The following is a 15,770-nucleotide window of genomic DNA, read 5'->3' on the forward strand; positions in this document are numbered from 1 at the left end:
GCAGGCCGGAATCCAGTAGCGGCTGTGTATGGTTATCGCGACAACCTGTCACGCGGAGACTGGATTCCGGCCTGCGCCGGAATGACGATCAAGAGCGTTTAGCTCGCCGGACCCTGCTGATCCAGCCAACGCTCCGCATCCAGCGCCGCCATGCAACCAAAGCCCGCCGACGTCACCGCCTGGCGATACACATGGTCCGCCACGTCGCCGGCAGCGAACACGCCCTGCACGGACGTCATGGTGGCCATGCCGCCCAGACCGCTGCGGATCTTGATGTAGCCGTCGTGCATGTCGAGCTGGCCGTCGAAGATGCCGGTGTTCGGCTGATGGCCGATGGCCACGAAGAAGCCGCTCACCGGAATCTCGCGGGTCGTGCCGGTGTTGATGTCCTTCACGCGCACGCCGTTGACGCCGGAGTTGTCGCCCAGCACTTCGTCCACGGTGTGGTTCCAGATCAATTCGATCTTGCCGGCCGCGGCCTTCTCGAACAGCTTGTCCTGCATGATCTTCTCGGCGCGCAGCTTGTCGCGGCGGTGCACCAGATAGACCTTGCTGGCGATGTTGGACAGGTACAGCGCCTCTTCCACGGCGGTATTGCCGCCGCCGATCACCGCCACTTCCTGTTCGCGGAAGAAGAAGCCGTCACAGGTGGCGCAGGCGGACACGCCGCGGCCCTTGTAGTGCTCTTCGCTGGCGATGCCCAGGTACTTGGCGGTGGCACCGGTGGTGATGATCAGCGCGTCGCAGGTGTACTCGCCCGAGTCGCCCTTGAGGCGGAACGGGCGCTGCTTCAGGTCCACGCTGTGGATGTGGTCGAACACCATCTGCGTTTCGAAACGCTCGGCATGCTGCGCCATGCGCTGCATCAGTTCCGGACCCTGCACGCCCTTGTCGTCGCCCGGCCAGTTGTCCACCTCGGTGGTGGTCATCAGCTGGCCACCCTGCTGCAGGCCGGTGATCATCATCGGCTTGAGGTTGGCGCGGGCAGCGTAGACGGCGGCGGTGTAACCGGCGGGACCGCTGCCCAGGATCAGCAGGCGGCTGTGCTTGGTGGGTGCGTTCATGCGTTCCTTCTGTCCGCCTTGCTCGGCGGCGATGTTCATGGAGGGTGGAGGGGAGGAACCATGCTTGAGCGCATGGTCATCCGGCGATCGGCCCTATATGGGGGCTGTCAGCTGGTTTTCAGCGGGATGGGCTGTATCCCCTTGACTTTGCTGCACCTGCGCAAAGGTGGTCTGCTCGTGCGGCGTCGCGGGAATGTGAAAACGGCCTGCCCATCTTGGTTATAATCCTTCGGGTTTGCTGGCGACTTGCATCAGTCATTCGCTCCATCACCTGCGGCGGTTTCCTACCCACCGGCAAGGCATGAACGGAGACGAGGCGTCCGAACCCGGAAGGATGGGGAAGACGCAGGGACGATTCAAGCACCGCCGGCCTTGAGGTTTGCCGGGCCGGGTGCGGCCTGGCGTCGTTGCCACTTAGCTTTCCCACAGGATCCACTCCCCATGCGTATTGGTATTCCCTCCGAAACCAAGACCCTCGAAGGTCGTGTTGCCCTCATTCCCGCCGCTGCTGCCGATCTGGTCCGCCGTGGCCACGAGGTGTTCATCCAGGCCGGCGCGGGCGAGAAGAGCGGCTTCTCCGACGAGGCCTATGCCAAGGTCGGCGTGAAGATCGCCGCCGACGCCGCCGCCCTGTACGAGGCGGGCGAGCTGATCGTGAAGGTGAAGGAGCCGGTTGCCGGCGACCTCGCCCTGCTCAAGAAGCACCACCTGCTGTTCTGCTACCTGCACCTGGCCGCCGAGCCGTCGCTGACCAAGAGCCTGCTGGACATCGGCCTGACCGGCGTGGCGTTCGAGTCGGTGGAAGAGAACGGCGGCCTGCCGCTGCTGCTGCCGATGTCGGTCATCGCCGGCCGCATCGCCACCCAGATCGGCACCACGCTGCTGCATCGTCCGCAGGGCGGCAAGGGCAAGCTGCTGGGCGGCATGGCCTCCACCCCGCGTGGCAAGGTCGTGGTGCTGGGCGCCGGCGCTGCCGGTGGCAACGCTGCCGCGCTGGCCGCCGCTGCCGGCGCCAACGTGGTGGTGTTCGACAAGCGCCAGGATCGCCTGGCCGAGATGATGGCCATGGGCCCGAACGTCACCGCGCTGTACGCCTATGAGTCGTCGGTGGCCGAAGAAGTGGCCTCGGCCGACCTGGTGGTCGGCGCCGTGCTGATTCCCAGCGCCAAGGCGCCGCGCGTGGTCACCGAAGAGATGGTCAAGACCATGGAGAAGGGCAGCGTGCTGGTGGATATCTCCATCGACCAGGGCGGCTGCTTCGAGACCTCGCGTCCGACCACCTGGAAGGAACCGACCTACGACGTGCACGGCGTGACCCACTTCTGCGTCACGAATATGCCGGGTGCCGTGCCGCAGACCTCGTCGGTGGCGATTTCTGCCGCTATCCTGCCGTATGTGCAGCGTCTGGCCGCCGGCAACGAATGGCGCCAGTTCGAACCGCTGCGCGGGGGCATCAACGTCGACGGCGGCGAGCTGGTTCATCCGGCGCTCAAGGGCATGATCTAAGGTCTTGCCTGCCGCTTCGGCGGGTGTTGTACCGTCCGGCCGCCCGTAAAGGCGGCCGGACTCACGAACAGGATAAGGATCACGGTGCCGCGTACCGCGAACGTCAAAAAAGACAAGCAAGAGCGCGAAGGCCTCAGTGAAGAACTGAAGCGCCGTCTGCGCGAGGCCGGCGCGCTGCTGCTGCTGCCGCTGGCGCTGTATCTCCTGGTCTGCCTGTTCAGCTACAACGACCAGGATCCCAGCTGGGGTCATGCCGGCACGGTCGAGCACGCGCGCAACTTCGGTGGCGAAGTGGGTGCGAACATCGCCAACGTGCTGCGCTACATCTTCGGGCTGGTTTCTTACTTCTTTCCCTTGCTGCTGCTATTTCTGGGCGTGCAGGTGCTGCGTCACCGTGGAGAGCGCACCGTCCAGCCGTGGGAGCCGTCGTTGCGCCTGATCGGTTCAGTATTCCTGCTCATTACCACGCCGGCGCTGCTCTATCTCAGCTTCAATGACGAGCCCGTTTTGCCGCAGGGTGTGGGTGGCATCATCGGCATGTGGGTTGGCCACGGGCTGCTGCAAGCTCTCGGTGCCAAGGGTGCGCCGCTGTTGCTGCTGGCCATGTTCCTGATCGCCGTGACGCTGGCCACGGGCCTGTCGTGGTTCAAAGTGGCCGATCTCACCGGTCAGGGCGTGCTGAAACTCGCTGGCTGGTTCGGCGGCAAGCTGCGCGAGGCGCCCGAAGTGTTGGCTGCACGCCAGGCGCGCGCCGAGCGCGAGGTGGTCAAGAAGACCGAGGCCGTGAAGCAGGCCAAGCGCGAACCCGTACGCATCGAAACCGCGCCCGCGCCGGTGGTAAAGAGCGAGCGCGCCAAGCTGGAAACGCAGATCCCGCTGTTCACCGGTGCATCCGCGCCGGGCGAACTGCCGCCGCTGTCGCTGCTGGACGAAGCGCCGGAGCAGGGCCCGGGTTATTCGGAAGAAACGCTGGAAGTGCTGTCGCGCCAGCTCGAGCTGAAGCTCAAGGATTTCCGCATCGAGGCCAAGGTGGTGGGCGTGTATCCGGGCCCGGTCATCACGCGCTTCGAACTGGAGCCCGCCGCGGGCGTGCGCGGTTCGCAGGTGTCGAGCCTGGACAAGGACATCGCGCGCGGCCTCTCGGTGGTCAGCGTGCGCGTGGTCGACGTGATCCCGGGCAAGAACGTGATCGGCCTGGAAATTCCCAACGCCAAGAAGCAGATCGTCTATCTCTCCGAGATCCTTCGTTCGGACAAGTACGACGCGATGAAGTCGCCGCTGGCGCTGGCGCTGGGCAAGGACATCGGCGGCCGCCCGGTGGTGGCCGACCTGGCCAAGATGCCGCATCTGCTGGTGGCCGGCACGACCGGTTCGGGCAAGTCGGTGGCCGTGAACGCCATGGTGTTGAGCCTGCTGTATAAGGCCAGCGCCAAGGACGTGCGCATGATCATGATCGACCCGAAGATGCTGGAGCTTTCGGTCTACGAAGGCATTCCGCATCTGCTGGCGCCGGTCGTGACGGACATGAAGGAAGCAGCCAACGCACTGCGTTGGTGCGTGGCCGAAATGGAGCGCCGCTACAAGCTGATGGCGGCGGTGGGCGTGCGCAATCTCGCCGGCTTCAACAAGAAGGTGAAGGACGCCGAGAACGCGGGGCAGCCCTTGCTCGATCCGCTGTTCCGTCCGAACCCGGAGATGCCGAACCTCGCCGCGGAGCCGCTGGAGCCGCTGCCGTACATCGTGATCATCATCGACGAGTTCGCCGACATGATGATGATCGTCGGCAAGAAGGTCGAAGAGCTGATTGCGCGCCTGGCGCAGAAGGCGCGTGCGGCCGGCGTGCATCTGGTGCTGGCCACGCAGCGTCCGTCGGTGGATGTGATCACCGGCCTGATCAAGGCCAATATCCCCACCCGCATCGCGTTCCAGGTGTCGAGCAAGATCGACTCGCGCACCATTCTCGACCAGTCCGGCGCCGAAGCGCTGCTCGGCCACGGCGACATGCTGCACCTGCCGCCCGGCACCGCCACGCCCGAGCGCGTGCACGGCGCCTTCGTGGACGATCATGAAGTGCATGGCGTGGTGAACTGGCTGAAGTCGCAGGGCGCACCGCAGTACATCGAGGGCGTGCTGGAAGAAGTGCAGTCGATGGGCGACGGCAAGTTCATCAGCGACTCCGGTCTGCCGCAGGATGGCGAAGAAGGCGGCGGCGATGCCGAGGCGCAGCTCTACGATCGCGCCGTGCGCATCGTCACCGAGACGCGCCGCGCATCGATCTCCGGCGTGCAGCGCCACCTGCGCATCGGCTACAACCGTGCCGCCCGTTTGATCGAACAGATGGAACAGGATGGCGTGGTGAGCGCACCCCAGCACAACGGCAACCGCGAAGTGCTGGCGCCCCCGCCGCCGAAGAATTGAAACGCCCGTCATTCCTGCTCTTTTTGATCGTCATTCCGGCGCAGGCCGGAATCCAGTAGCGATCAGGTCAGGTTTTCGCGAAAGTCTTCATGAAGATTCTGGCGAAAACCTGCCGCACCGCACCTGGATTCCGGCCTGCGCCGGAATGACGGGCAGAAAAGCATCGCCTCGCCGTTAAGCTTTCGAACGCCACAATTCGCCCTGACTGCTTCACCGTCATCGCCGCCTCATCTTCAAGGCACCTATGAAACGCTTGCTCATTCTTACCGCTGCCGCCCTCGCGCTTTCCATCAGCAGCCTCGCCATGGCCGCCGGCCCGGCGCGTACCAAGCTCGATGCCTTCGCCAACGGCCTGCACTCGCTCACCGGCACGTTCTCGCAGACGCTGAAAGATGCGAACGGCAACAACGGCAAGCCGAGCAACGGCACGCTGGCGCTGCAGGCGCCGCGCCAGTTCCGCTGGGAGACGCTGGCGCCGTCCAAGCAGACCATCGTCGCCGATGGCAGCCGCGTGTGGCTGTACGACCCGGACCTCGAACAGGTCACCGTGCGCGTGCAGAGTTCCGAGGAATCGCATAGCCCGCTGACCGTGCTCACCGACGTGAAGCAGATGGACAAGGACTTCAACGTGGCCGAGCAGGGCGAGCACGACGGCCTGAGCTGGCTGCGTCTTACCTCCAAGGCCAAGGACCCGCAGTTCGATTACGCCGACCTTGGCTTCGACGCGAATGGTCTGGCGCGCATGCTGTTCCGCGACCAGCTGGGCGCGGTCACGGACATCCGTTTCTCGGGCTGGCAGCGCAACGTGCCGATCCCGCCGGAAACCTTCAACTTCGTCCCGCCGCCGGGCGCCGATGTGATCGGCGACCTGCCGGTGATCCAGACCCAGCCGATCAAGAACTGATCGCGCCATGCTGCGCCAGCTCCCGCGCTGGGCATGGGTGGGCGGCGGCCTGCTCGCGCTCGGTGCGGGCTGCATCAACGTGGTGGGCTATCTGTGTTTCCGCCACCAGCCGATCACCCATCTCACCGGCACCAGCACGGAGTTCGGTCTGGCGCTGGCGCGCGGCGATGCAGGCGAGATAGCGCATTGGGGATTGGTGATCGTGGCGTTCCTGCTGGGCGCCATGCTCAGCGGATTCATCGTGCAACAGGGCGCACTGCGGCTGGGACGGCGCTACGGCGTGGTGTTGATGCTGGAGTCCGCGCTGCTGTTCGCCGCCACACCCTTGATCCATGACGGTCGCGATCTCGGCTTGTACCTGGCCTCCGCGGCGTGCGGATTGCAGAACGCCATGGTGAGCACGTACAGCGGCGCTACGGTGCGCACCACGCATCTCTCGGGCATCTTCACCGATCTGGGCATCTATCTCGGCCATCGATTGCGCGGCCTCGAGGTCGACTCGCTGCGCATCAATATCTGCCTGCTGGTGGCGAGCCATTTCATTGCAGGCGCCACGCTTGGCGCGCTTGGCTTCATGGTCTGGCAGGAGCGTGTGCTGCTCGTGCCAGCGACGCTCACGGGTGCTGTTGGCCTGGGCTACGCCATCTACAGGCATCGGCACTTCGACTGACGCTTTATTGGGCGGCGACGACTTTATTGCGCCCGCCATGCTTGGCTTCGTAAAGCGCGCCATCGGCCCGCGACAGCCATTGCGATAGTGTCTCACCCGCGTGATAGGCGGCCACGCCGACGCTCACGGTGACGGCGATCGGTTGGCCGTCGTAGACCAGCGGCTGTTCGGCGACGGCGCTACGGATGCGTTCGGCCACCACCATGCCTTGCTCCAACGTGTTGTGGGGCAGGCCGGCCACCAGTTCTTCGCCGCCGTAGCGGCCGACGCAGTCCGACTCGCGGCATTGCTGCTGCATGATCTGGCTGACGTGGCGGATCACCGCGTCGCCGGCGAGATGGCCGTAGGTGTCGTTGATGCGCTTGAACCGGTCCAGGTCGAGCAGCGCGATACAGGCCTGGCCATCGCTGCTTTGCGCGCGCATCTCCTCCACCAGTTCCAACAGGCGGCGACGGTTGCACGCACCGGTGAGTACGTCGGTATTGGCGAGTTCATCCAGCCGCTTGTTGGCCACCACCAGGTCGCGCGTGCGCAGCTCGATCTGGTGCTGCAGCTGTTTGGCCTGGCGCCGCAGGTACATCGTGCGCAGCTGGATCACGCCGAAGATCGCCGCCAGCAGCAACAGGCCGGCCACCACCATCGCCGCCACGGTTTCGTACCAGCGCGGCTCGGCGCTCACGTCGACGGTGGACTCGATCTGGCGTGGCTGCATGCCGTGCGTCTGCGCGCGCAGGCGCAGCTTGTAATCGCCATGCGGCAGATTGGTATAGATGGCCGTGGGCAGGCCGCCGCGCGGAATCTCGATCCAGCCCTCGTCGAAACCTTCCATGCGGTAGCTGTAGCTGGTCTCGTTGGGCGCTTCGTAGTCGAGCAGGGCGAAGTCCACGCGCAGGCTGCGGTTGCGCGAGTTGATCTTCATCGACTCGCCCGCGCGCGGCAGTTGGCCGTAGGGCAGCGGCGTGCCGTTGACGGCTGCGAAGGTGATCGCCAGCGATGCATCGTTCTGCTCGGGCGGCTGCCATTCCGGGCGCACCACGGTCAGGCCGCCCAGTCCACCGAACAGCAATTCGCCGCCCGGTGCGCGCGCGGCCGCCGCGTAGATATAACTGGAGATGCGCAGGCCGTCACGCACGCCCAGGTTGTGCACGGCATGCGTGTTGGCGTCGATCATCGACAGGCCGTTGGACAGGCTCACCCAGGGATTGCCCTCATCGTCCGGTTGCACCGCATTGATGTTCTCGCTGGGCAGGCCGTTGGCCGTGCCCAGGGTGGCGAAGCGATACGGCTCGCCGACGCTGCGCGGCTGCAGCATGGCCAGTCCGCCATAGGTGCCGATCCACAGCGTGCCCTGCGGGTCCATCGCGATGGAGCTGGCCAGGTTGTTCGGCAGGCTGGTGCTGTCGCCGGGGCGATTGAGCAGGTTCTCGAAACCCTTGGTCTGCATCGTGCTGGTGGCGATGCTGATGCCGCGCCCGGTGACGTACCAGAGATCGGCGCCGATGTGCGCGATGCGTCGTACCGTGTCGCTGGCCAGGCTGCTGGGGTCGTTGGCGTCGTGGCTGAAGTGCGAGAGTGCATGCGTCTTCGTGTCGTACCGATAGACGCCGTCGTAGGTGGCGATCAGCAGTCGCTGGCCGTCAGGCAGCAGGTGCAGGACCGGCTTGTCCTCCAGTTCGGGAATCGCCGAACCGGCGATCGCGAAACTGTTCGGATCGATTCGCGCCACGCCCTGCGTGCCCACCCACAGGCTGCCGTCGGGCATCTCGGCAAAGGCCTGCACATCGCGCCGCGTCTGCACGCCACCCAGTTGCAGATGGCGAATGCTGCCGGCGGCCAGGTCGATCACGTCGATGCGGCCGGAACTCATGCCAAGCCAGATGCGTTGATGGCTGTCGACGAAGATGCCGCGCACATTGGTATTCGCCAGCGAGCGGTTGTCGCTGGTCGAGGGCAACAGGGCAAATGCCTTGCGCGCATTCGGGTCGTAGCGCGCCACGCCGAGGTCGGTGGCCACCCATACGTTGCCGGTGCTGTCCTGGAGCAGTCCACGCACGGAATCGCCGGGCAGCGAAGAAGGCATCGCCGTGTCGTGGGTGATCGCGTGCAGCTTGCCGCTGGCGACGTCGTAGGACAGCACGCCGCCGCCATCGGTGCCCATCCACAGCGTGTCGCCCGCCAGTTGCACGAACGAGCGCACGGTGGGACGGCGCGAGCGATCGGCCTGATAACCGCTGAAGCCGGGAATGGCGTGCCAATGACCCGCTTCGTCGCGATAGACCGCGCCCGACTGCGTGCTGCCGGCCCACAGGCGTCCCTGGCGATCTTCCAGCAATGCCCAGATGCCGTCGTTGAGCACGACGTCGATGCCGCTGCCGTCGGCGGGATGGTCGGGGTGGGTGAACTTGCTTTCGCCGTTGCGTCGAACGAACAGGCCGTTGTTGTTGCCGATCCACAGGTTGCCTTCGCGATCCTGCATCAGGCTGAAACTGCGCGCCGACATGCCTTCGCCCAGGGGCACCGAGGTGATGCGGTTGCTGCGCAGATCCAGATAATCGACGCCGCGTTCGGTGGCGATCCACACGCCGCGATTGCCATCGGGCGACAGCGCATAGATTTTCCGGTCGCTGGTGCCGCCCTTGCCCACAGGGTAGGTGCGGAACGCGTTGTTGAGCGGATTGAAACGCGTGAGGCCGCCGGCATTGGTGCCCACCAGCAGGCTGCCGTCGGGCAGGGTGAGCAGGCAGCGGACATAGGCGTCCGGAATATCGGTCTTGCTGCCGCTGTTGCCGGTGAACACCTGCATGCGGTAGCCGTCGTAACGCACCAGGCCCGAGAGCGTGCCGATCCAGATCAGCCCGCGCTTGTCCTGCTCGACGGTGGTGGTGATCGAATGCGGCAGGCCGTCGCTGACTCCCAGGCGATCGAACCAGGGGATGTCGAACGGCGCCCAGGGATCGCTCTCGCGCGCCATGCCGAGCGACGGCAGGATCAACAGGCAGAGCAGGGCGAATACGCGCCAGACGGCGCTGCGTCGCGCAGCAGCGGCGACCGACCGTGACCCATTTCCCCAGACGTCCCGCCTGCTTGCTCGTCCCGGCCCTTGCGCCACGTGCCGACTCCGCCCCGTCGTATGGACCCATCATAGCGATGCGTGAGGGGGATTTTCCGCACGATGTGGGCGCCGACTGTCATAGACCAGGCGGCCAGCGGATGAAATTGTCTAACAGGCAGCCTGCCCACTAGCATCCCGGGGATGTCATCGTCCGCCATGCCACTGCTCAAGCGCCTGCGCCGCCATCGCGGCCTGTGGGTGCTGGTGATGGCCGTGTTGCTGATCAAACTGGTCAGCGGTTCGGTCTGCGTGGCCGATGGCGGCGAGCGGGACGGCTTTTCCGGGCGCGCCTCCGTGGCCGCCGCGGCGACCATGCAGGCCACCCCGCAAATCCAGTTGGACGATGGCGCCTGTCTCCTCGGCGAAGGCGGCTCCTGCCATTGCGCCTGCGCCCATGCCGCGACCATGCCGGTGTCGCTGGTGCTGGCCGTGGGCAACCCCGGCATGCCCCTGGTTATTCCCTCTGTCGATGCGGGACACGTGCCCGCCGTGACGGCGTCCCTGTTGCGCCCACCCATCGCCTGACCGCGACCGCACTGCTGCGCCCCTCCGGGGTGCATTCGTCGTGATCGTTGTCAGGAGATACATCCATGTCCGTTTTACGTGCAGCCCTTGTCGGGGCTGCCTGTGTGGTTTATGCCGCACGCACCTTGACGTCGCCCGTCGAAGGCGGGGCGCCGGTCACCGCGCCCCTCCGAAACGCGATGCAGCGCGTATGGGAGGCGAGTCCCGAGGTACAGGCCGCCCGTGCCGATGTCGAAGCAGCGAATGCGCGGCTGCGTGCGGCTTCGCAACCCGTCTACAACCCCTCGCTGTCGCTCGAAGCCGAGAACGCGGACGTCGACCGTCGCACCGCCGGGCTGTCGCTGCCGCTCGATCTGTCCGGCAAGCGGCGCGCGCGCACTTCTCAGGCCGAGGCCGAGCAGCGCAGTCGCGAAGCGTCGTATGAACTGTTGCGCCGTGACATTGCCTCGCGCTGGCTAAAGGCCTGGTCGAGCGCGGCGCTCGCGGCCCGCCAGCGCGAACTGGGCGAGCATCGGGTGAGCCTGATGCGCCGTTTCGATGCACTGGCCGCGGAACGCCTCGCCGTGGGCGACATCAGCAGTCCGGAACGCGACCTCGCAGGCCTGGCCCTGGGCGAGGCGCAGATCCAGCAGGCCTCGCTGGCGGGCAACGAAGCGATGGCGCGGGCCGCGCTCGAAGCGATCGCAGGCGACGCGGTGACGCCGCCGCCGTTGCCCGCGGGACTGCCGCCCGTCTCGGCCAGCATCGTGCCGGCCGCGCTCGACGAGCAGCCGGAGCTGGTCAAGCTGCGGGCCGACGAGGCGGGGGCGCAGGCAGGCATTGCGGTGGCGCGCGCGGCACGTCTGCCTGACCCTACAGTCAGCCTGACCGGAGGCCGGGTGAACACGGGCGCCCGAACCGATCAGGTCATCGGCGTCAGCGTGTCCATGCCGTTGCCGGTGCTCAACAGCGGTCGCGCGGAAATCGATGCGGCCATCGCCGAAGCCGGAGCGGCCGCCGCCACGCTGCGCGCCCGGCAACTGGTGACACGCGCCTCGCTTCGCGAAACGCAATCACGCTACGACGCCTTGCTCGCTGCAGGGCAGGCGTTCCGTGCCGGGCGCGCCGCCGCGTTCGAGGATCGCGCCGCCTTGCTCGAAAAACTGTGGCGGTCCGGCGAAATCGGCACGTCCGATTACCTCGTGCAGCTCAAGCAAAACCTCGACACGGCGCTGTCCGCCCTCGTGCTCGAAAGCCAGGCCTGGCAGGCCTGGCTCGACTATCTCGCCGCCGCCGGTCGCCTCACCGACTGGCTGGACGGCCGCATCCAGGAGGTATCCCCATGACACGGATCTTTCAACGCGCTTCGTGCGCGCTCATGTTGTCGTTGGCCGCGAGTACATCCTTCGCACAGCAGGCCTCGCTGACGCTGGACACTCGCGCCATGCAGGACGCGGGCATCGTGGTTTCCAAACTCGCCACGCGCGAACTGGCCGAAGAGATCAAGGCGCCCGGCGAAGTCAAAGTGGACGCCTATTCGACCGTGCTGGTGTCGCCGCGCATCGAGTCGATGGTGTTGTCGCGTAAGGTGAAGCTGGGCGATGTGGTGAAGGCCGGGCAGCCGTTGGTGATGTTGTCCAGCGTGCAGGTGGCCGAAACGCAGGGCGCGCTGATCGTGGCCGAGCAGGATTGGCGTCGCGTCTCCGCGCTGGGCTCGCAAGCCGTGTCCGGGCGCCGCTACACGGAAGTGCAGGTGCAGCGCGACCAGGCACGTGCGCGGCTGCGTGCTTATGGCTTGTCCGAAGGGCAGATCCAGGGCGTATTGCGTGCCGGTTCTGCAGGCGCGGACGGTAGCTATGCGCTGCTCGCGCCTACCGATGGACGCATCACCAGCGATGCCTTCCTGGTGGGTGAGCGCGTCGATGCGGGACGCACCTTGTTCACCCTGGTGAAGGAGGACTCGGTCTGGGTCGAAGCCCAACTGCCACCGTTCGATGCAGGGCGCGTCAAGCCGGATGCGGCGGCGCGCGTGCTTGTCCACGAGCAGAGCCTGCCCGCCAAAGTCGTGCAGCGTTCCCATCAGACCGATGAAAAGACCCGCACCGTGGCGGTGCGCATGGCGGTGGACAACCGTCGCGACCTGTTGCACCCGGGCGAACTGGTCGACGCGCGCATCGCCGTGGGCGGACGCAGCGCGCTCGCCGTGCCGGCCGAAGCGGTGGTGCTGTTGCAGAACCAGTCCACCGTGTTCGTCGCCACGGGCAGCGGTGCGTTCGAACCGGCGGCCGTGCAACTGGGCGATACCCGCGATGGCTGGGTAGAGATACGCGAGGGCCTCAAGCCCGGGGCTTCGTACGTCAGCAAGGGCGCGTTTGCGCTCAAGGCGCGCTTGCTTCGCTCGCAACTGGGAGAAGACTGATGCTCGCGCGTTTGGTCGAACTCTCCCTGCGCTACAAGCTGCTGGTGTTGATCGCCTTCGCGGTGATCGGCGTGTTGGGCTATCAAGCGCTGCGCAAGCTGCCCATCGACGCGTTTCCCGACGTCACGCCCGTGCAGGTCAACGTCTACACCGAGGCGCCGGGCCTTGCCGCCGAAGACGTGGAATCGCTGCTCACCACGCCCGTCGAATCCGCGCTGGCCGGCCTGCCGAACGTCGAAGAGGTGCGCTCGGTCAGCCTGTTCGGCTTGTCCTACGTCTCGGTGTATTTCAGCGACGACATGGACATCTACTTCGCACGCCAACTGGTCAACGAGCGACTGCAACAAGTGGGCGACCGTCTGCCGGCGGGCTACGGCAAGCCCGAAATGGGACCCAACACCTCCGGCCTTGGCCAGGTGTTCTGGTACACCGTGGAGCGCGCGGACGAAACGCTAAAAGGGGCGCCCAGCGACAGCGACCTACGCACGCTGCAGGACTGGACCATCCGCCTGATGCTGCGCACGGCGCCCGGCGTCGACGACGTGACCTCGTGGGGCGGACAGCAGAAGCAGTATCAGGTGCGCATCGATCCGATGAAGCTGATCGCCCATGGCCTCGGCTTCAAGGACGTGATCGAGGCACTGCAGGCGAACAATGCGCAGGTCGGCGGAAACTTTGTCGATATCGGGCGCGAGCAGTATCTGGTGCGTGGGTTGGGTCTTGTGCAGAGCGCCCGCGACATCGGCCAGATCGTGCTCAGGACCGAAGATGGCACGCCGGTCTACGTGCGCGACGTGGCCACCGTGGAGGAAGCCGGCGCGCCGCGCACCGGCGCCGTGACGCGCGATGGCAAGGAAGTGGTGATGGGCCAGGCGCTGTCGCGCATCGGCGAAAACGCCAAGAGCGTGGTGGATGCGGTCAAGGGAAAGCTCGGCACCGTGCAGCAGGCGTTGCCCGATGGCGTGGTGATCAAGCCCGTCTACGAGCGCACCGATCTGGTCAACAAGGCGGTGGGTACGGCGGTGCGCGCGCTGGTGGAAGGTTCGATCCTGGTGGCCATCGTGCTGTTCCTGTTCCTTGGCGAATGGCGCAGCGCGCTGGTGGTGGTCGTCACCTTGCCACTGGCCATGCTGATCGCCTTCATCTGCATGGAGCAGGCCGGTTTGTCGGCCAACCTGATGTCGCTGGCGGGACTGGCCATCGGCATCGGCATGATGGTCGACGGCGCGGTGGTGATGGTGGAGAACGCCTTCCGCATCATGGCCGAACGCAAGGCGCAGGGTGAGCCGGTGGACCGCAGTGCCGCCGTGCTGGCCGCGGCCAGGGAAGTGGCAAGTCCCATCGCGTTCGCCATCGTGATCATCATCGTGGTGTTCCTGCCACTGTTCAGTCTGCAAGGGCTGGAAGGCAAGATGTTCAAGCCGATGGCCTTCAACATCAGCTTCGCCATGGCGGGTTCGCTGATACTCGCCTTGACCTTGGTGCCGGTGCTCGCCGCACTTGCGCTGAAGCCAAAGCACGAACGCGATACGCGCCTGGTGAGCTTCCTGAAGACGCGTTACGGCGTCGTGCTGGCGTGGGCATTGCGTCGGCGGCGCTGGGTGCTTGGTGTGGCGGGCGCGGCATTGCTGGGCAGCCTTGCGCTGTTTCCTTTCCTCGGCAAGGAATTCATGCCGAACCTGAAGGAGGGCGCGATCATGTGGCGCATCACCTCCATTCCGTCGGCCTCGCTGGAGGAATCGATCGATCTCTCGCGACAGGTCGCCACGCGCATCAAGGCCTCGTTTCCCGAAGTGGAGACCACGCTGGCGATGATCGGCCGCGCCGAAAAGGGCGAGACGGCCGACGTGAACTACATGGAGGTGTACACGCCGCTCAAACCACGCGAGCAGTGGCGCAAGGGCCAGACGCTGGAGAGCATCGAGACGGACATGCAGCGCGAACTTTCCGCCGTGCTGCCCACGGCCGTGGTGAGCTACACGCAGCCGATCCAGATGCGCATCGAAGAGTTGATCTCCGGCGTGCGCGCCACCCTGGCATTGAAACTCTATGGCGATGATCTGGGTGAGCTGGATCGTCTAAGCGCACAGATCAAGAACACGCTAAGCCAGGTGCCTGGTGTGGCTGATCTTGCCCTGGAGCCGAACATGGGCAAGCCGCAGATACGCGTCCGGGTGGATCGCGAGGCACTCGCGCGCTACGGCCTCAACGCGGACGACGTGCTCACCGTGGTACGCAACGGCATCGGTGGCGAACCGGTAAGCACGCTGATCGATGGCGTGAAGCGCTTCGACATCGCCGTGCGCCTGAACGACAGCGACAAGCGTTCCCTGCAGGCGATCCAGCGCATTCCGATCCAGGCGCCGGGCGGTGCGCTGGTGCAACTGTCGCAGGTGGCCGAGGTCACCGAGGCGGAGGGTTACTCCTTCATCCGGCGCGAACAGCTGCAACGCTATGCGGTGATCCAGATGGACGTACGCGGTCGCGATATCGATGGCTTCGTGCAGGAGGCGAACGCCAAGCTGGCGCAACAAGTGAAGCTGCCGACCGGCTATTACACGGAGTGGGGCGGTGCCTTCGAGAACCAGCAGCGCGCGTTGAAGCGTCTGGCCTTGATCGTGCCCGCCACGATCTTCTTCATCTTCGTGCTGCTCTACACCGCGTTCAATTCGATGAAGTACGCCGCGTTGATCCTCGCCAACGTGCCGTTCGCCACCATCGGCGGCATCGTGGCGTTGGCCATCACCGGGCAGTATCTGTCGGTGCCTTCGGCGATCGGTTTCATCGCGGTATTCGGCGTGGCGATGTTGAACGGCATCGTGCTGGTGAGTTTTCTCAACGAGCAGCGGGCCAAGGGCATGGGTGTGCGCGAGGCGGTGCTTCGCGGCACGGCGCTGCGTCTGCGACCCGTGCTGATGACCGCCAGCGTGGCGATCCTGGGCCTGGTGCCGATGTTGCTTTCCAGCGGCGTCGGCGCCGAAACGCAGCGGCCGCTGGCGACCGTGGTGGTGGGCGGCTTGCTCACCTCGACGCTGTTGACCTTGCTGCTGTTGCCCGTGCTGTACGACTGGATGGAGCAGCGGACGGAGGCGCGTCGCCGCTAGGATTGCTCCGAACGCCAAGGGGTGACACGGCGGCTTGCGGGCCGTCCGTGTCACACTGGCGCCATGACA

Annotated in this window: 10 protein-coding genes; 8 read left to right on the forward strand and 2 right to left on the reverse strand. The window is 65.8% G+C overall.

Annotated elements, in window-relative coordinates; all coding sequences use genetic code 11:
* Window positions 1-98 precede the first annotated feature (98 nt).
* The gene (gene trxB, locus ACN9MB_RS09865) at window positions 99-1,064 is read right to left on the reverse strand and encodes a thioredoxin-disulfide reductase (protein WP_204635746.1); all 966 of its coding nucleotides are present in this window, start codon (window positions 1,062-1,064) and stop codon (window positions 99-101) included.
* 441 nt (window positions 1,065-1,505) lie between these two features.
* Here trxB and ald point away from each other — a divergent pair, with 441 nt between their 5' ends.
* The 4 genes from ald (at window position 1,506) to ACN9MB_RS09885 (ending at window position 6,562) form a co-directional block, all read left to right on the forward strand.
* Complete coding sequence (gene ald / locus ACN9MB_RS09870) at window positions 1,506-2,570, forward strand: alanine dehydrogenase (RefSeq protein ID WP_204635747.1); 1,065 nt, start codon at window positions 1,506-1,508, stop codon at window positions 2,568-2,570.
* Window positions 2,571-2,654: 84 nt separating this feature from the next.
* Window positions 2,655-4,988 carry a DNA translocase FtsK gene (locus tag ACN9MB_RS09875; RefSeq protein WP_426271665.1) on the forward strand — a complete coding sequence of 778 codons (2,334 nt, stop codon included), beginning with the start codon at window positions 2,655-2,657 and terminating at the stop codon, window positions 4,986-4,988.
* 244 nt (window positions 4,989-5,232) lie between these two features.
* Window positions 5,233-5,892, forward strand: a complete 660-nt coding sequence (gene lolA, locus ACN9MB_RS09880) for an outer membrane lipoprotein chaperone LolA (RefSeq protein ID WP_426271666.1) — start codon at window positions 5,233-5,235, stop codon at window positions 5,890-5,892.
* A gap of 7 nt (window positions 5,893-5,899) precedes the next feature.
* Window positions 5,900-6,562, forward strand: a complete 663-nt coding sequence (locus ACN9MB_RS09885; RefSeq protein ID WP_426271667.1) for a YoaK family protein — start codon at window positions 5,900-5,902, stop codon at window positions 6,560-6,562.
* Window positions 6,563-6,566: 4 nt separating this feature from the next.
* On the opposite strand, the gene ACN9MB_RS09890 is transcribed toward ACN9MB_RS09885, so the two are convergent.
* Window positions 6,567-9,671 (reverse strand): diguanylate cyclase, encoded by a 3,105-nt coding sequence (locus tag ACN9MB_RS09890; protein ID WP_426271668.1) that lies wholly within the window; start codon window positions 9,669-9,671, stop codon window positions 6,567-6,569.
* A 159-nt stretch (window positions 9,672-9,830) separates the two neighbouring features.
* On the opposite strand from ACN9MB_RS09890, the gene ACN9MB_RS09895 reads away from it, so the two are divergent.
* The 4 genes from ACN9MB_RS09895 to ACN9MB_RS09910 all read left to right on the forward strand — a co-directional run bounded on the left by ACN9MB_RS09895 (window position 9,831) and on the right by ACN9MB_RS09910 (window position 15,701).
* Window positions 9,831-10,199: a hypothetical protein gene (locus ACN9MB_RS09895; RefSeq protein WP_426271669.1), complete on the forward strand. Its 369-nt coding sequence runs from the start codon at window positions 9,831-9,833 to the stop codon at window positions 10,197-10,199.
* Between the two features lie 179 nt (window positions 10,200-10,378).
* Window positions 10,379-11,524 carry a TolC family protein gene (locus tag ACN9MB_RS09900; protein ID WP_426271670.1) on the forward strand — a complete coding sequence of 382 codons (1,146 nt, stop codon included), beginning with the start codon at window positions 10,379-10,381 and terminating at the stop codon, window positions 11,522-11,524.
* Complete coding sequence (locus ACN9MB_RS09905; RefSeq protein WP_426271671.1) at window positions 11,521-12,597, forward strand: efflux RND transporter periplasmic adaptor subunit; 1,077 nt, start codon at window positions 11,521-11,523, stop codon at window positions 12,595-12,597. Before ACN9MB_RS09900 ends, ACN9MB_RS09905 begins: the two co-directional genes overlap by 4 nt.
* Complete coding sequence (locus ACN9MB_RS09910; RefSeq protein ID WP_426271672.1) at window positions 12,597-15,701, forward strand: efflux RND transporter permease subunit; 3,105 nt, start codon at window positions 12,597-12,599, stop codon at window positions 15,699-15,701. The genes ACN9MB_RS09905 and ACN9MB_RS09910 overlap by 1 nt, the downstream gene beginning before the upstream one ends.
* Window positions 15,702-15,770: the final 69 nt, after the last annotated feature.

This window comes from Dyella kyungheensis, from assembly GCF_049913195.1.
GTDB lineage: Bacteria > Pseudomonadota > Gammaproteobacteria > Xanthomonadales > Rhodanobacteraceae > Dyella > Dyella kyungheensis.